Raw genomic sequence first — 16,921 nt, forward strand, 5'->3', positions numbered from 1 at the left:
CATGGCCGATGCATTCCTTATCGGCGCTTTGGTGAAGGGGTGGGGCGAAGTCTCCCACGGTCTGTACTGGCTAGAGTCAGATGCTGGCTTTTAGTCCCACCACCCCTACAAGTCTAACCATACAAGCGGGCTTGCTCGCGAAGAGGCCGGCAAGGCTGCAAAAGAATTGAAGAAGGTATGAAGATGTCCCAGGCTAAAAAAATCGTCATCGCCGACACCCCCCTGCACTGGCAGGACGTGGTTGCCGTCGCGCGCTTCGGCGCCGAGCTGGAGCTGTCGGGCCCGGCCTGGGCGCGGATCGACAATGCCCAGGCCATCGTGCAACGCATCGTCACCAGCGGCGAGCGGGCCTATGGCGTCAACACCGGCCTGGGCGCCTTGTGCAATGTGTCGCTCAAGGGCGAGCAACTGAGTCAACTGTCGCGCAACACCTTGCTCAGCCACGCCTGTGGTGTGGGAGCGCCGCTGAGTGATGAACAGACCCGCGCGATCATCTGCGCGGCCATCATCAACTTCAGCCAGGGCAAGTCCGGCCTGCATCCGCAGGTGGTGCATTCGCTGCTGGCGCTGCTCAACCATGGCATCACCCCGCACGTGCCGTCCCAGGGCTCGGTGGGCTACCTGACCCACATGGCCCATATCGGCATTGCCCTGCTGGGAGTGGGAAATGTCAGCTATCGCGGCCAGATTGTGACGGCCGAGGCGGCGCTGGCCGCCGAAGGCTTGCAGCCGGTGGTGCTCGGCGCCAAGGACGGCCTGTGCCTGGTCAATGGCACACCATGCATGAGTGGCCTGAGCTGCCTGGCCCTGGCCGATGCCCACCACTTGCTGCAATGGGCCGATGTGATCGGCGCCATGAGTTTTGAAGCACAACGCGGGCAGATCGACGCCTTCGATGAGCAGATCATCGCCCTCAAGCCACACCCCGGCATGCAGCAGGTCGGCAGTAACCTGCGGGCCCTGCTCGAGGGCAGCGAGGTGATTGCCGCCAGCCGTGGCATTCGTACCCAGGACGCGCTGAGCATCCGTTCGATCCCCCAGGTCCACGGCGCCGCCCGCGATCAACTGGAGCACGCCACCCGGCAGATCGAAACCGAACTCAACGGTGCCACCGACAACCCACTGCTGCTGGGCACGCCGGACAACTACCGCGTGGTGTCCCAGGCCAACCCCCACGGCCAGTCCGTGGCGCTGGCGGCGGATATGCTGGCCATCGCCATGGCGGAAATCGGCTCCATCGCCGAGCGCCGCCTGGACCGCCTGATCAACCCCCACGTCAGCGGCTTGCCGGCATTCCTGGTGAGTAACCCCGGGGTCAACTCGGGGATGATGATCGTGCAGTACGTCGCCGCTTCCCTCTGTGGGCAGAATCGCCAACTGGCGCAGCCGGCCGTGCTCGACAACTTCGTCACCTCGGGCCTGCAGGAAGACCACCTGAGCATGGGCACCAACGCCGCGCTCAAGCTGCACTCAGTGTTGGCAAACCTCACCCAGATCCTCGCCATCGAATACCTGCTGGCGGCCCAGGCCTTTGAGTTCCTCAAGGCACAAGGCTTCGGCGCCGGCACCCACACCGCCTGGCGCCTGCTGCGCGAGCACGTCCCGGCCTATGAACAGGACCGTTGGTTGGCGCCGGACATCGCGACCACGGCGGCACTGCTCAAGAACACCGATTTGTTGAACCACGCTTTACCGAATTTGCACTGAACCCTATTTCAAAAGGAGCATGAATGTGACTGCGCTAAATCTGATTCCAGGCCAACTGACCCTTGCCCAACTGCGGGCCATCTACCAGCAGCCGGTAACCCTCAGCCTGGATGACAGCGCCTCGGCGCAGATCGAAGCCAGTGTGGCCTGTGTCGAGCAGATTCTCGCCGAGAACCGCACCGCCTATGGCATCAACACCGGTTTCGGCCTGCTGGCCTCGACCCGTATCGCCAGCGAAGACCTGGAAAACCTCCAGCGTTCCCTGGTGTTGTCCCACGCTGCCGGTGTCGGCGAGCCGATCAGCGATGCGCTGGTGCGTTTGGTGATGGTGCTCAAGGTCAACAGCCTGAGCCGCGGTTTCTCCGGGATTCGCCGGCAGGTGATCGACGCGCTGATCGCCTTGATCAACGCCGAGGTCTACCCGCATATCCCGCTCAAGGGCTCGGTGGGCGCGTCCGGTGACTTGGCGCCGCTGGCCCATATGTCCCTGGTGCTGCTGGGCGAAGGCAAGGCCCGTTACAAAGGTGAGTGGCTGGAGGCGACCGAAGCGCTGAAAGTCGCCGGTCTCACGCCGCTGACCCTGGCTGCCAAGGAAGGCCTGGCGCTGCTCAATGGCACCCAGGTCTCCACGGCCTACGCCCTGCGCGGCTTGTTCGAAGGCGAAGACCTGTTCGCCGCCGCCATCGCCTGTGGCGGCCTGACCGTGGAAGCGGTGCTGGGCTCGCGCTCGCCGTTCGACGCGCGCATCCATGCAGCCCGTGGCCAGCGTGGGCAGATCGACTCGGCCGCCGCCTATCGCGACCTGCTCGGTGAAAGCAGCCAGGTGTCCCAGTCCCACCAGAACTGCGACAAAGTGCAAGACCCGTACTCCCTGCGCTGCCAGCCGCAAGTCATGGGCGCCTGCCTGACCCAGTTCCGCCAGGCGGCCGAAGTGTTGGTGGTCGAAGCCAACGCGGTATCGGATAACCCGCTGGTATTCGCCGCCGAAGGCGATGTGATCTCCGGCGGTAACTTCCACGCCGAACCGGTGGCAATGGCCGCCGACAACATGGCCCTGGCCATTGCTGAAATCGGCTCCCTGAGCGAGCGCCGTATCTCGTTGATGATGGACAAGCACATGTCGCAATTGCCGCCGTTCCTGGTGGGCAATGGCGGGGTCAACTCCGGTTTCATGATTGCCCAGGTGACGGCAGCGGCGTTGGCCAGCGAGAACAAGGCGTTGTCCCATCCCCATAGCGTCGACAGCCTGCCGACGTCGGCCAACCAGGAAGACCACGTGTCGATGGCGCCGGCTGCCGGCAAGCGCCTGTGGGAAATGGCTGAAAATACCCGTGGGGTGCTCGCAGTGGAATGGCTGGCCGCCTGCCAGGGCCTGGACCTGCGCGATGGCCTGAAAACCTCGCCCAAGCTGGAAAAGGCCCGTGGGATCCTGCGCGCCAAAGTGGGGTTCTATGACAAGGACCGCTTCTTCGCCCCGGATATCAACGCCGCCAGCGAACTGTTGGCCAGCCGCTGCCTGAACGAGTTGGTGCCGGCCAAGCTGCTGCCGAGCCTGTAAGCCGCACACCGATCCTGTGTGGGAGTTGGCTCCCGCATGGGGTCGCCCATAGGTTCGGATTCTCTCTGGATAACAATAATTAGGGACGAGAAATGCACCAGCAAGCACAAGGTCTCAAACGCGGACTGACCGCCCGCCATATTCGCTTCATGGCACTGGGGTCGGCGATCGGCACCGGGCTGTTCTACGGTTCTGCCTCGGCGATCCAAATGGCCGGCCCGGCGGTGTTGCTGGCCTACCTGATCGGCGGCGCCGCCGTGTTTATGGTGATGCGCGCCCTCGGCGAAATGGCCGTGCACAATCCGGTGTCCGGCTCGTTCGGCCAGTACGCCAGCACTTACCTGGGCCCGATGGCCGGTTTTATCCTCGGTTGGACCTACGCTTTTGAAATGATCATCGTCTGCCTGGCGGACGTCACCGCCTTCGGCATCTACATGGGCTTCTGGTTTCCCGAGGTCGCACGCTGGGTCTGGGTGCTCGGCATCGTCCTACTGATCGGCGGGCTGAACCTGTGCAACGTCAAGGTGTTCGGCGAAATGGAGTTCTGGCTGTCGTTGCTCAAGGTCGGCGCGATTGTCGCGATGATCCTTGGCGGGTTCGGCATCATGCTGTTTGGCGTGCATTCGGCGGCTGACGCACCGGCCAGCGGGTTGAGCAACCTGTGGGCCCACGGTGGCTTCATGCCCAATGGCCTGGGCGGCCTGATCGCCTCGTTTGCGGTGGTGATGTTTGCCTTTGGCGGCATCGAGATCATCGGCATCACTGCCGGTGAAGCCAAGGACCCGCAACGGGTGATCCCCAAGGCGATCAACGCGGTACCGCTGCGCATCCTGTTGTTCTACGTGCTGACCCTGTTTGTGCTGATGGCCATCTACCCGTGGCCGCAGATCGGCAGCCAAGGCAGCCCATTCGTGCAGATCTTCAGCAACCTGGGGATTGGCTCGGCGGCGACCATCCTCAATATCGTGGTGATTTCGGCGGCCGTCTCGGCCATCAACAGTGACATCTTCGGTGCCGGCCGCATGATGTACGGCCTGGCCCAGCAAGGGCAGGCGCCCAAGGGCTTTGCGCAACTGTCGCGCCACGGTGTGCCGTGGATGACCGTGGTGGTGATGGGCGCAGCGCTGCTGGGCGGCGTGGTGTTGAACTACCTGATCCCGGAAAACGTATTCCTGGTGATTGCCTCGATTGCCACCTTCGCTACCGTGTGGGTGTGGCTGATGATCCTGGTCACGCAGGTGGCGATGCGCCGCTCGATGACCAAGGCGCAGATCGCCGAACTGAAATTCCCGGTACCGTTCTGGCCCTATGCGCCGGCGGCGGCCATTGTGTTCATGCTGTTTATTTTTGGTGTACTGGGCTACTTCCCGGACACCCAGGCCGCGCTGCTGGTGGGCGCCGTATGGATCGTGTTGCTGGTCCTCGCCTACCTGCTGTGGGTCAAGCCCGCAGCCGGGCAAGCGGCCAAGGTCAATTACGACCCGGCTTTGTCTCACCGATAACTTAGGGAGGCGTTGATGAAAACGCTTTGGCAACACTGCCACATCGCAACCATGGCCCGGGGCGAGTACTCGATCATCGAGGATGGCGCCATGGTCACGGCCGGTTCGCTGATCGAGTGGATCGGCCCCCGTGCCGAGCTGCCGCCTGGCGACTACGCGCAGACCCATGACTTGCAAGGGGCGTGGGTCACGCCGGGGCTGATCGACTGCCATACCCACACGGTATTTGGCGGCAACCGCAGCGGCGAATTCGAGCAGCGCCTGCAAGGCGTGAGCTACGCCGAGATCGCGGCGGCCGGCGGCGGCATTGCCAGCACCGTTCGTGCCACGCGTGCGGCGACCGAGGAAGAGCTGTTCGACAGTAGCCGCAAGCGCCTGCGCAGTTTGCTGCGCGATGGCGTGACCACGGTGGAGATCAAGTCCGGCTACGGCCTGGACCTGGCCAACGAGCGCAAGATGCTGCGGGTGGCCCGGCGCCTGGGCCAGGAGCTGCCGGTCAGCGTGCGTGCCACGTGCCTGGCGGCCCATGCGTTGCCGCCGGAGTACAAGGATCGTGCCGACGACTATATCGAGCACATCTGCAACGAGATGCTGCCGACCCTGGCAGCAGAAGGGTTGGTGGATGCGGTGGATGCGTTCTGCGAATACCTGGCGTTTTCCACCGAGCAGGTGGAGCGCGTATTCAAGGTCGCGCAGCGCTTGGGGTTGCCGGTAAAGTTGCACGCCGAGCAACTGTCGTCGCTGCACGGCTCCAGCCTGGCGGCGCGGTATCAGGCGCTGTCGGCGGATCACCTGGAGTTCATGACCGAAGAAGACGCCATCGCCATGGCCGCCGCCGGTACCGTTGCCGTGTTGCTACCGGGCGCATTCTACTTTTTGCGCGAAACCCAGTTGCCGCCGATGGACGCCTTGCGCAAGCACGGGGTGAAGATCGCCATTGCCAGCGACCTCAACCCCGGCACCTCGCCGGCCTTGTCCGTGCGGCTGATGCTGAACATGGCCTGCACCCTGTTCCGCATGACCCCGGAAGAAGCCCTGGCCGGTGTCACCCGGCATGCCGCCACGGCGTTGGGCATGGGCGACACCCATGGCTCGCTGGAAGTGGGCAAGGTCGCGGATTTTGTCGCCTGGCAGATCGACCGCCCCGCCGACCTGGCCTACTGGCTGGGTGGCGAGTTGGATAAACGCGTCGTGCGCCATGGCGTCGACGTCGATGTGTAAGGTTGCCTTTGTGAGTAAGGAGTACTGCTGTGGATAAGGTTCTGAACTTCAAACAAGGCCGCACACCGCTGCTGATCAGCATGCCCCACGCCGGCCTGCGCCTGACGCCTGCGGTTGCAGCGGGCCTGATCCCCGAGGCGCAAAGCCTGCCGGATACCGACTGGCATATCCCTACGCTGTACGATTTTGCTGCAGAGCTGGGGGCCAGCACCCTGGCGGCCGAGTATTCGCGTTTTGTCATCGACTTGAACCGGCCGTCGGACGACAAGCCGCTGTATGCCGGGGCGACCACCGGCCTGTTTCCCGCGACGCTGTTTGATGGCGTGCCGTTGTTTAGTGAAGGCAAGGAGCCGTCGAAGGCGGAGCGGGCGACCTATCTGGAGCAGATCTGGACGCCTTATCACCAGACCCTGCAACAGGAACTGGCGCGGCTCAAGGCCGAATTCGGCTACGCGCTGCTGTTCGACGCCCACTCGATCCGCTCGGTGATCCCACACCTGTTCGACGGCAAGCTACCGGACTTCAACCTCGGCACCTTCAATGGCGCCGCCTGCGACCCCCAGTTGGCCAGCCAGTTGGAAGCCATCTGCGCGGCGCATCCGCACTACAGCCATGTGCTGAACGGGCGCTTCAAGGGCGGGCATATCACCCGGCACTACGGCAACCCGGCGCAGGATATTCATGCGGTGCAGTTGGAGTTGGGGCAGTGCACGTACATGGAGGAGTTTGAGCCGTTCAGGTATCGACAGGATCTGGCCGAGCCGACGCGGGTGGTGTTGAGGCAGTTGCTGGAAGGGTTCTTGGCGTGGGGCCAGAAGCACTACACCTGAGTCAACGAGGATCAAAATGTGGGAGCGGGCTTGTCAGGTCGCCGCATCGCCGCGATGGCGGTCCGTCAGTTCCCAATATGTCGACTGATCCGCCGCTATCGCGAGCAAGCCCGCTCCCACACGTGGTGCGCGAACCTTCCTGGCTGATCACTGACACAGGTCTAAGTCCTCAAGGACATGCTCATTGCACAATTCGGGTTTATGATGCCAGACGGCAAAATAATAGACGTCCCCCCAGGGATGGACCCGACCCCTTACGGAGCGCGCAATGCAGACTTTGTACCCGCAGATCAAACCCTACGTCCGGCACGATCTGGCCGTCGATGAAACCCACACGCTGTATGTCGACGAAAGTGGTTCCCCGCAAGGTTTGCCCGTGGTCTTCATCCATGGCGGTCCCGGCGCCGGCTGCGATGCCAACAGTCGCTGCTATTTCGATCCGAACCTGTACCGCATCGTCACCTTTGACCAGCGCGGCTGCGGGCGCTCCACTCCGCGGGCCAGCCTGGAAAACAACACCACCTGGGACCTGGTTGCCGACCTTGAGCGCATTCGCGAGCACCTGGGGATTGAAAAATGGGTGCTGTTCGGTGGTTCCTGGGGCTCGACCCTGGCCCTGGCCTATGCACAAACCCACCCTGATCGCGTGCTTGGCCTGATTGTGCGCGGCATCTTCCTGGCCCGCCCCCAGGATATCCAGTGGTTCTACCAGGCCGGCGCGAGCCGCCTGTTCCCGGACTACTGGCAGGACTACATCGCGCCAATCCCGGTGGAAGAGCGCCACGACATGATCAGCGCCTACCACAAGCGCCTGACCGGCAATGACCAGATCGCCCAGATGCATGCCGCCAAGGCCTGGTCCACCTGGGAAGGCCGCATGCTCGGCCTGTGCCCCAGCCCGCAGCTGATCGAGCGCTTCTCCGAGCCCCAGCGCGCGTTGTCGATTGCGCGCATTGAGTGCCACTACTTCACCAATAACTCGTTCCTGGAGCCCAACCAGCTGATTCGCGATATGCACAAGATCGCCCATCTGCCGGGGATCATCGTGCATGGCCGCTACGATATGATCTGCCCGCTGGATAATGCCTGGGAGCTGCACCAGGCCTGGCCGAACAGTGAGTTGCAGGTGATCCGCGAGGCGGGTCACGCGGCGTCCGAGCCGGGCATCACCGATGCGCTGGTGCGTGCGGCGGGCGATATGGCACGACGCCTGCTTGATCTGCCCCCTGAAGAAGCATGAAGGGCCTTTTGCAACGGGTGCGTGGCGCCCGGGTCGAGGTGGCGGGGCAAGTGGTGGGCGCGATAGACCAGGGTTTGCTGGTACTGGTGGCCGTTGAACCTTCAGATACCGCCGCCAGTGCCGACAAGTTGTTGCATAAGCTGCTTAACTACCGGGTGTTCAGTGACGACGAGGGCAAGATGAACCTGTCGTTGAAGGACATTGGCGGTGGTTTGCTGCTGGTGTCCCAGTTCACCCTGGCAGCCGATACCAAAAGCGGCCTGCGTCCCAGCTTCTCCACCGCGGCGCCACCGGCGTTGGGCGAAGCGCTTTTCGAGCACTTGTTGTCACAAGCGCAACAATTGCATGGCACGGTGGCGTCGGGGCGTTTTGGCGCGGATATGCAGGTGCATTTGGTCAATGACGGGCCGGTCACCTTCCTTTTACAGACCTGATTGTATGAAAAACGACTTTTAATGCGCAAAAACGCAAGTTTTCGCTACAAATACTTGGCTGACCCTGCTGCGTTATCTCACGGGCTACTAGATAATCGCGCGCTACGGGGATCAGCGTAAATTGGTCCATTTTTGATTTAGGTAGAGACTTGTCCGGTCGCCCTTGGGGAATCATTTAGCCCCATCGGAGTCGGAACAATGCTCGCCAACCTGGCATATAGATAGCTGGCCGTTGGTTTTTTGATCTGTTTTCGGCGAGGGTTGCTCGTGATTGTTAGTCCCTGTAATGCACCAAAATTGTCTGCCAAACGGTTACGAAACGCACTGGTGACGGGCTCCGCCCTGTTTTGCCTGTTCGGCGCGGGTCAACTGTGGGCATTCAGCCTGGACGATGTGTCGGCCAAGGCAAAAGAGCTGGCCGGGCAGAAATACGAAGCCCCGCGCAGCAATCTGCCGAACGAATTCCGCGAAATGAAGTTCGCTGACTACCAGAAAATTCGTTTCCGCAATGAAAAAGCCGAGTGGGCCGAGCAGAAAACTCCGTTCAAGCTGTCCTTCTATCACCAGGGCATGCACTTCGACACGCCGGTGAAGATCAACGAAATCACCGCGACCGACGTCCAGGAAATCAAGTACGACCCGACTCGTTTCGATTTCGGCGACGTCAAGTTTGATCCTAAGGCCACCGATCAGCTGGGTTATGCCGGCTTTCGCGTGCTGTACCCCATCAACAAGGACGACAAGCAAGACGAAATCATGACCATGCTCGGCGCCAGCTATTTCCGCGTCGTGGGCAAGGACCAGGTCTATGGCCTGTCCGCCCGTGGCATGGCGATTGATACCGCGCTGCCGTCCGGCGAAGAGTTCCCGCGTTTCACCGAATTCTGGATCGAGCGTCCAAAGCCGGGCGACAAGCACCTGGTGATCTTCGCCTTGCTGGATTCGCCGCGGGCCACTGGCGCCTACCGCCTGATCCTGCGCCCGGGCACCGACACCATTGTCGACGTCAAGTCGCAGATGTTCCTGCGTGACAAGGTCAGCAAGCTGGGCGTTGCCCCGCTGACCAGCATGTTCCTGTTCGGCGCCAACCAGCCGTCCAAAGTGCTCAACTACCGTCGTGAACTGCACGACTCCAGCGGCCTGTCGATCCATGCCGGTAACGGCGAGTGGATCTGGCGCCCGCTGAACAACCCAAAACACCTGTCGGTCAGCAACTTCTCGGTAGAAAACCCACGTGGTTTCGGCTTGTTGCAGCGTGGTCGCAACTTCAGCCAGTACGAAGACCTCGACGACAACTACGACAAGCGCCCAAGCGCCTGGATCGAGCCTGAAGGCGACTGGGGCAAGGGTTCCGTGGATCTGGTAGAGATTCCGACCGCCGATGAAACCAACGACAACATCGTTGCCTTCTGGAGCCCGGCCGAACTGCCTAAGCCCGGCGAGCCGCTGGATATCGCCTACCGTCTGCACTGGACTCTCAACGATGCACCGTTCCACTCGCCGGACAGTGCCTGGGTCAAACAGACCCTGCGTTCTACCGGTGATGTGAAACAGTCCAACCTGATCCGCCAGCCAGACGGCAGCGTGGCCTATCTGGTGGACTTCGAAGGCCCGTCCCTCAAGGCCCTGAAGCCCGATGCGGCGGTGCGCAGCCAGGTCAGCGTCGGCGAAAACGGCGAAGTCGTGGAAAACAGCGTGCGCTACAACCCGCACACCAAAGGCTGGCGCCTGACCCTGCGCTTGAAGATCAAGGATGCAGGCAAGCCGACCGAAATGCGTGCGGCCCTGGTCCAGGACATCGTCAAGCCTGAGCCAGAGCAGGCTTCCACCCAAGTCCTGAAGGCTGACAAAGTCTTGGCCAAGCAACACGAGAAACAGGCCAAGAAAGACGCCAAGGACAAGCAAGACAAGCAGCCAGAAGCTGCCCCAGCCACCCCGGAGCCAGTCAAGACAGAACAAGTCCTGACCGAAACCTGGAGCAATCAGTTGCCTGCCGATGAGTAACTCTCAAGTCCAGCCAGAGACTCTTGCCGAGTACCTGGCGCATCTTCCGATGACCGACGAGCAGCGCGCCGAACTGGCGGGCTGCAAGTCCTTCTCCGAACTGCACGAGCGCCTGTCGTCGTCGACCTTTGACGCACCGGTGGACGCCGCGCAGGCGTCGGTTGGCCGCCGGCTGACCCTCAACACTGCCGAGGAGCTAGAGGAAGCCGAAATGCTGGTGCTCGACGCCAGCGGTCGGGTTTGCCTCAAGGCCACGCCGCCGATCCGCCGTACCAAAGTGGTGCCCGAGCCTTGGCGCACCAATATCCTGGTGCGTGGCTGGCGCCGGCTGACCGGCCGCAGCAACCCTCCAGCGCCGCCGAAAGACGAGCGCGTGCTGCCGGCTGCGCGCTGGCGCACGGTCGGTTCGATCCGCCGCTATATCCTGCTGGTGCTGATGCTCGGCCAGACGATTGTGGCCGGCTGGTACATGAAAGGCATCATGCCTTACCAGGGCTGGTCCTTCGTCGACTTTGACGAGGTGCGCAACCAGACCCTGCTGCAAACCGCTACCCAGGTCCTGCCCTACGCCCTGCAAACCAGTATCCTGATCATGTTCGGGATTCTGTTCTGCTGGGTTTCGGCAGGTTTCTGGACCGCGCTGATGGGCTTCCTTGAACTGCTTACCGGTCACGACAAGTACCGGATCTCCGGCAAAAGCGCCGGCGACGAGCCGATCCCGAAAGAGGCCCGTACCGCGCTGGTGATGCCGATCTGCAACGAAGACGTGCCCCGGGTGTTTGCCGGCTTGCGTGCGACCTTTGAGTCGGTCGCTGCCACTGGCGATCTGGACCGCTTCGATTTCTTCGTGCTCAGTGACAGTAACGACGCCGATATCTGCATCGCCGAACAGCAAGCCTGGCTCGACGTGTGCCGCGAAGCCGGTGGTTTTGGCAAGATTTTCTATCGCCGCCGTCGCCGTCGCGTCAAACGCAAGAGCGGCAACCTCGACGACTTCTGCCGTCGCTGGGGCGGTGACTACAAGTACATGGTGGTCCTCGACGCCGACAGCGTGATGAGCGGCGAATGCCTGACCAGCCTGGTGCGCCTGATGGAAGCCACGCCGGACGCCGGGATCATCCAGACCGCGCCACGTGCCTCGGGCATGGACACCCTGTATGCACGCATGCAGCAGTTCGCCACCCGCGTCTACGGCCCGCTGTTCACCGCCGGCCTGCACTTCTGGCAGTTGGGCGAATCCCACTACTGGGGCCACAACGCGATCATCCGCATGAAGCCGTTTATCGAGCACTGCGCCCTGGCGCCGTTGCCCGGCAAAGGTGCGTTCGCCGGTTCGATTCTTTCCCACGACTTCGTTGAAGCTGCGCTGATGCGCCGTGCCGGCTGGGGCGTGTGGATTGCCTACGACTTGCCGGGCAGCTACGAAGAACTGCCGCCCAACCTGCTGGACGAGCTCAAGCGTGACCGTCGCTGGTGCCACGGTAACCTGATGAACTTCCGCCTGTTCCTGGTCAAGGGCATGCACCCGGTACACCGTGCGGTATTCCTCACCGGCGTGATGTCGTACCTGTCGGCACCGTTGTGGTTCCTGTTCCTGGTGCTGTCCACGGCCCTGCTGGCGGTCAACACCCTGATGGAGCCGCAGTACTTCATGGCGCCGCGCCAGTTGTACCCGCTGTGGCCACAATGGCATCCGGACAAGGCGGTGGCGCTGTTCTCCACCACCATCGTGCTGCTGTTCCTGCCTAAATTGCTGAGCATCATCCTGATCTGGGCCAAGGGCGCGAAAGAGTTCGGTGGCAAGTTCAAGGTGACCTTGTCGATGCTCCTGGAGATGTTGTTCTCCATGCTGCTGGCGCCGGTACGGATGATTTTCCACACCCGTTTCGTGCTCGCTGCGTTCCTCGGCTGGGCCGCGACCTGGAACTCGCCGCAACGTGACGACGACTCCACGCCCTGGAGCGAGGCGGTCAAGCGCCACGGTCCGCAGACCTTGCTGGGCTTCTTCTGGGCGCTGCTGGTGGTGTGGTTGAACCCCAGCTTCCTGTGGTGGCTGGTGCCGATTGTCGGTTCGCTGATGCTGTCGATCCCGGTGTCGGTGATCTCCAGCCGGGTCAATCTGGGCCTCAAGTCCCGCGACGAAAGCCTGTTCCTGATCCCCGAGGAATACAATCCGCCGCAGGCGCTGCTGTCGACCGACCGCTATACCCACGAAAACCGTTGGCATGCACTCAATGACGGGTTTATCCGGGCAGTGGTCGATCCGCAACAGAATGCCCTGGCCTGTGCCCTGGCAACGTCCCGACATGGTCAGGCAGAGCCGATCGAGTGGCTGCGTATCGAGCGTGTGCGGCATGCGTTGAAAGTCGGCCCTGCCGGCCTGAACAACAACGAGCGCGTGGCGTTGCTCAGCGACCCGGTAGCCCTGGCACGCCTGCATGAGCAAGTCTGGAGCGAGGGGCATGCCGAATGGCTGGGTGCCTGGCGCGAGTCGGTCAAGGCCGACCCCCATGCGCCGCTGCTGCCGCTGCAACCGCTGTCATCCCAGGCGCAACCTGCCTGATTCAGACGCCCCCGAGACCTGTCTCGGGGGCGCTTGATACGCCTCTCCTACAGCGCTTGTCGCTTCTGCTTCACCCTTCTAACTTCGATACAAAAGACCCTGGTTCAAGGCGTATTGCCCTGCCTGCCGGTGGGTTAGCATCGCCCCCCAAATCTGAATCGACCGCCTCTGGTTTGCGCTAAACCCGCAACGCCCGGTGTGCGGCTGTGTAATGAAAAAGGGGCTTTTCATGATCAAGGGTTACTGGTCGATGCTGCTGCTGGGCATTGTCGCGTTGGTACAGCTGCAGATGGCACACGCAGGCGCGATTGATGAGGCCGTGCGGCGCGGGGTCTTGAAGGTGGGGACGGATCCCAACTATGTGCCTTTCGAAATGACTGACAAACAGGGGCGGGTCATCGGCTTCGAAGCAGACCTGCTTGAAGAAATGGGCAAAGCCCTGGGGGTGACCCTGGAATGGGTTCCGGTGGCTTATACCGAACTGATCCCGGGCCTGCTGGCCGGCCGGTTCGACCTGATCGGCAGTGGCATGACCGTGACCCAGGAGCGCAACCTCAAACTCAACTTCAGTGATTCATTCATCATTGTCGGCCAGACCGTGCTGCTTCACCCGCGCCTGGCCGGCAAAGTCAGCAGCATTGAAGACTTGAACGAAGCCGGCTACCGGATTGCGGCGGCGGATGGCACCACGGGCGAAGTGGCGGCGCGGCGCTTCCTGGGGGCTGCGCAACTGCAGAGCGTTGCCACGGCGGAGGAAGGCGTCCGCCAGGTGGTCAGCGGTGGGGTTGATGCGTTTATCCATGATGCGCCCTATAACCTAATCGCCCTGGCCAAGCCACAAAACCGCAAACTGCTGGCCCTGGAGCAACCCTTCACCTACGAACCCCTGGCGTTTGGGCTGAAGAAGGGCGACTACGACAGCCTGAACTGGATCAATCACTTCCTTAATCAGATTGCCCAGGACGGCACCTACGATCGGCTGCATGACAAGTGGTTCCGGGACACGGACTGGCTGTCGGAGATCGAATGACGGTCACAACTTCTTACATAACTCATACAGGGGGCGCCCAGTAGGGCAAACTCTCTAACTGCGCTTTCTCCGGGTTTTTGTAGGGTTTTTCTGTCATATCAGCCAACAAATCCCGGCTAGACCTTTGTGCCAGTGGGCGAGTGGGTTAGCATCGCTCCCCGAAGAAATAGTGCAGCCCTGCTGGGGCCCGCATCAAAATAAAATGAGTCAGGGGACTTGGTGATGAAAAAGTATCTTTCGATGCTGATGCTCGGCGTGACGGCCCTGCTGGCGGTCAATACGGCCCAGGCCGGGGCGATTGACGAAGCGGTCAAGCGCGGCACCTTGAAAGTCGGCATGGATCCGACCTACATGCCGTTCGAGATGACCAACAAGCGCGGCGAAATCATTGGTTTTGAAGTCGACCTGCTCAAGGCGCTAGCCAAGTCCATGGGGGTCAAGCTGGAACTGGTCTCTACCGGTTACGACGGGATCATCCCGGCGTTCCTGACCGGCAAGTTCGACATGATCGGCAGCGGCATGACCCTGACCCAGGAGCGCAACCTGCGCCTGAACTTCAGCGAACCGTTCATCGTGGTGGGCCAGACCCTGCTGATCCGCAAGGAACTGGAAGGCACTATCAAGTCCTACAAAGACCTGAACGACGAAAAGTACCGTCTGACCTCCAAGCTCGGCACCACCGGCGAGATGGTGGCCAAGAAGCTGATCTCCAAGGCCAAGTACCACGGCTACGACAACGAGCAGGAAGGTGTGCTTGACGTGGTCAACGGCAAGGCCGATGCCTTTGTCTACGACGCGCCGTACAACGTGGTGGCCGAGAAAAAAGTCGGCAACGGCAAGCTGGTATACCTCGAAGAACCCTTCACCTATGAGCCCCTGGCATTCGGCTTGAAGAAGGGCGACTACGACAGCATCAACTTCATCAACAACTTCCTGCACCAGATCAAGCACGACGGCACCTACGATCGCATCCATGACAAGTGGTTCAAGAGCTCCGAGTGGCTCAAGGACATGGAATAAGCTAGCAACCGCGTCGCGCCCATCGCGGGCAAGCCCGTCCCCACAGCTGGAGTGCATTCCAAGGTGGGAGCGGGCTTGCCCGCGATGGCGGCCTGACAGCCGATACACCTCCCGGAACTCGCAATGAAACAGAAAAAAGCCCAATGGCCCTGGCACCTGCTGACCGTGCTGGTGCTAGTCGGCATGGCCGGCGCGTTGTACTACGCCACCTCGCTGATGTCCTACGAATGGCGCTGGAACCGTGTGCCGCAATACTTTGCCTACCAGGCCGAAGAGTCCAAGCGCGCGGCGGATATTTCCACGGTGGTCGAGTTGGTGCGCAAGGGCGACGTGGCTGAAGTCACCCTGCGTAACGACGCAGGCGCCGAGCAGCACCTGACGGTGGCCGAAAACAGCCTGCAAGTAGCCCGTGGCGACGATGTGGCCGAAGGCGATGTGATCGGTGTGACCCGGCATTGGGCGTTGGGCCCGTTGATGTGGGGCTTGTGGACCACCTTGTGGCTGTCTCTGGTGTCGGGGGTATTGGGCCTGCTCATCGGCCTGGCGACCGGTTTGTGTCGGTTGTCGAATAACCCGACCTTGCGCGATCTGTCGACGATCTACGTCGAACTGGTGCGTGGCACGCCGCTATTGGTACAGATCTTCATTTTCTACTTCTTTATCGGCACGGTGCTGAACCTATCGCGTGAGTTTGCCGGTATCGCCGCGCTGTCGCTGTTTACCGGCGCCTACGTGGCGGAAATCGTGCGCGCGGGCGTGCAGTCGATTGCCCGTGGCCAAGGCGAAGCGGCCCGTTCCCTGGGGCTGAGTGCCAGCCAGTCGATGCGCCACGTGGTACTGCCGCAAGCCTTCAAGCGCGTGCTGCCGCCGTTGGCCGGGCAATTTATCAGCCTGGTCAAGGACACCTCGCTGGTGTCGGTGATCGCTATCACCGAGCTGCTCAAAAGCGGCCGTGAAGTCATCACCACCTCGTTTTCGCCGTTTGAAATCCTGTTCTGTGTCGCAGGCCTGTACCTGCTGATCAACCTGCCGCTGTCGAAAATGGCCAGCCGGCTTGAGCGGAGGCTCGCCCAAAGTGATTGAAGTCCGCGATCTGGTAAAAGTCTTCGACACCCGTGGGCACGTGGTGCGCGCGGTGGATCACGTCACCACCCAGGTGGCCAAGGGCGAAGTGTTGGTGGTGATCGGTCCGTCCGGTTCCGGCAAATCGACGTTCCTGCGCTGCCTCAACGGCCTGGAGGAGTTCGACTCGGGCTCGGTGAGCATCGACGGCCTGCAACTGGCCGACCCCAAGACTGATGTGAACGCTTATCGCCGGGAAGTCGGCATGGTGTTCCAGCACTTCAACCTGTTCCCGCACATGACCGTGCTGGAAAACCTGTGCCTGGCGCAGAAAGTCGTGCGCAAGCGCGGCAAGAAAGAGCGCGAGGCCAAGGCCCTGGCCTTGCTGGAAAAGGTCGGCATTGCGCAGAAAGCCAACGAGTTCCCCTCGCGGCTCTCCGGCGGCCAGCAACAGCGTGTGGCGATTGCCCGGGCGTTGGCCATGGAGCCCAAGGTCATGCTGTTTGACGAGCCCACCTCGGCGCTGGACCCGGAAATGGTCGGCGAAGTGCTGGACGTCATGAAGACCCTGGCCCTGGAAGGCATGACCATGGTCTGCGTGACCCACGAAATGGGCTTTGCCCGGGAAGTGGCGGACCGTGTGCTGTTTTTTGATCACGGCAAACTGTTGGAAGATGCTGCGCCCGCGCAGTTCTTCGATGCGCCGAAGGACCCACGGGCACAAGCGTTCTTGCGCCAGGTTCTGTAAAG

13 protein-coding genes are annotated in these 16,921 nt (G+C 61.8%); all 13 read left to right on the plus strand.

Annotated features, from left to right (window positions below; genetic code table 11):
- Positions 1 to 183: 183 nt before the first annotated feature.
- The gene (gene hutH, locus HBR94_RS07095) at positions 184 to 1,707 is read left to right on the plus strand and encodes a histidine ammonia-lyase (protein WP_057958073.1); all 1,524 of its coding nucleotides are present in this window, start codon (positions 184 to 186) and stop codon (positions 1,705 to 1,707) included.
- A 19-nt stretch (positions 1,708 to 1,726) separates the two neighbouring features.
- Positions 1,727 to 3,265: a histidine ammonia-lyase gene (gene hutH / locus HBR94_RS07100; RefSeq protein WP_115127187.1), complete on the plus strand. Its 1,539-nt coding sequence runs from the start codon at positions 1,727 to 1,729 to the stop codon at positions 3,263 to 3,265.
- A 92-nt stretch (positions 3,266 to 3,357) separates the two neighbouring features.
- Positions 3,358 to 4,767, plus strand: coding sequence for an amino acid permease (locus HBR94_RS07105; RefSeq protein WP_057437175.1), 1,410 nt, complete (start codon positions 3,358 to 3,360; stop codon positions 4,765 to 4,767).
- A gap of 15 nt (positions 4,768 to 4,782) precedes the next feature.
- Positions 4,783 to 5,988, plus strand: a complete 1,206-nt coding sequence (hutI, locus tag HBR94_RS07110; protein ID WP_057437177.1) for an imidazolonepropionase — start codon at positions 4,783 to 4,785, stop codon at positions 5,986 to 5,988.
- A 29-nt stretch (positions 5,989 to 6,017) separates the two neighbouring features.
- The gene (gene hutG, locus HBR94_RS07115; RefSeq protein ID WP_169959934.1) at positions 6,018 to 6,818 is read left to right on the plus strand and encodes an N-formylglutamate deformylase; all 801 of its coding nucleotides are present in this window, start codon (positions 6,018 to 6,020) and stop codon (positions 6,816 to 6,818) included.
- Positions 6,819 to 7,086: 268 nt separating this feature from the next.
- Positions 7,087 to 8,058, plus strand: coding sequence for a prolyl aminopeptidase (gene pip, locus HBR94_RS07120; protein WP_170044437.1), 972 nt, complete (start codon positions 7,087 to 7,089; stop codon positions 8,056 to 8,058).
- Positions 8,055 to 8,492, plus strand: a complete 438-nt coding sequence (dtd, locus tag HBR94_RS07125) for a D-aminoacyl-tRNA deacylase (RefSeq protein ID WP_115127190.1) — start codon at positions 8,055 to 8,057, stop codon at positions 8,490 to 8,492. Before pip ends, dtd begins: the two co-directional genes overlap by 4 nt.
- 267 nt (positions 8,493 to 8,759) lie before the next feature.
- Complete coding sequence (locus HBR94_RS07130) at positions 8,760 to 10,496, plus strand: glucan biosynthesis protein G (RefSeq protein ID WP_273506459.1); 1,737 nt, start codon at positions 8,760 to 8,762, stop codon at positions 10,494 to 10,496.
- Complete coding sequence (mdoH, locus tag HBR94_RS07135; RefSeq protein ID WP_057437190.1) at positions 10,489 to 13,059, plus strand: glucans biosynthesis glucosyltransferase MdoH; 2,571 nt, start codon at positions 10,489 to 10,491, stop codon at positions 13,057 to 13,059. The genes HBR94_RS07130 and mdoH overlap by 8 nt, the downstream gene beginning before the upstream one ends.
- Positions 13,060 to 13,288: 229 nt before the next feature.
- Entirely contained in the window at positions 13,289 to 14,089 is an 801-nt protein-coding gene (locus HBR94_RS07140) for a transporter substrate-binding domain-containing protein (protein ID WP_169959931.1), read from the plus strand.
- Positions 14,090 to 14,311: 222 nt separating this feature from the next.
- Positions 14,312 to 15,109 (plus strand): transporter substrate-binding domain-containing protein, encoded by a 798-nt coding sequence (locus HBR94_RS07145; protein WP_057437194.1) that lies wholly within the window; start codon positions 14,312 to 14,314, stop codon positions 15,107 to 15,109.
- 123 nt (positions 15,110 to 15,232) lie between these two features.
- Entirely contained in the window at positions 15,233 to 16,192 is a 960-nt protein-coding gene (locus HBR94_RS07150; protein WP_057437196.1) for an amino acid ABC transporter permease, read from the plus strand.
- Positions 16,185 to 16,919, plus strand: a complete 735-nt coding sequence (locus HBR94_RS07155; RefSeq protein WP_057437198.1) for an amino acid ABC transporter ATP-binding protein — start codon at positions 16,185 to 16,187, stop codon at positions 16,917 to 16,919. The genes HBR94_RS07150 and HBR94_RS07155 overlap by 8 nt, the downstream gene beginning before the upstream one ends.
- Positions 16,920 to 16,921: the final 2 nt, after the last annotated feature.

Origin of the sequence: Pseudomonas sp. WS 5412, from assembly GCF_012985615.1 — a bacterium.
Classification (GTDB): Bacteria; Pseudomonadota; Gammaproteobacteria; order Pseudomonadales; family Pseudomonadaceae; genus Aquipseudomonas; species Aquipseudomonas shahriarae.

Excerpts from the sequence above, each read along its gene's own strand:
- hutH (WP_057958073.1), top strand. The coding sequence starts at position 184 with ATGTCCCAGGCTAAAAAAATCGTCATCGCCGACACCCCCCTGCACTGG.
- hutH (WP_115127187.1), top strand. The coding sequence starts at position 1,727 with ATGAATGTGACTGCGCTAAATCTGATTCCAGGCCAACTGACCCTTGCC.
- HBR94_RS07105 (WP_057437175.1), top strand. The coding sequence starts at position 3,358 with ATGCACCAGCAAGCACAAGGTCTCAAACGCGGACTGACCGCCCGCCAT.
- hutI (WP_057437177.1), top strand. The coding sequence starts at position 4,783 with ATGAAAACGCTTTGGCAACACTGCCACATCGCAACCATGGCCCGGGGC.
- pip (WP_170044437.1), top strand. The coding sequence starts at position 7,087 with ATGCAGACTTTGTACCCGCAGATCAAACCCTACGTCCGGCACGATCTG.
- dtd (WP_115127190.1), top strand. The coding sequence starts at position 8,055 with ATGAAGGGCCTTTTGCAACGGGTGCGTGGCGCCCGGGTCGAGGTGGCG.
- mdoH (WP_057437190.1), top strand. The coding sequence starts at position 10,489 with ATGAGTAACTCTCAAGTCCAGCCAGAGACTCTTGCCGAGTACCTGGCG.
- HBR94_RS07140 (WP_169959931.1), top strand. The coding sequence starts at position 13,289 with ATGATCAAGGGTTACTGGTCGATGCTGCTGCTGGGCATTGTCGCGTTG.
- HBR94_RS07145 (WP_057437194.1), top strand. The coding sequence starts at position 14,312 with ATGAAAAAGTATCTTTCGATGCTGATGCTCGGCGTGACGGCCCTGCTG.
- HBR94_RS07150 (WP_057437196.1), top strand. The coding sequence starts at position 15,233 with ATGAAACAGAAAAAAGCCCAATGGCCCTGGCACCTGCTGACCGTGCTG.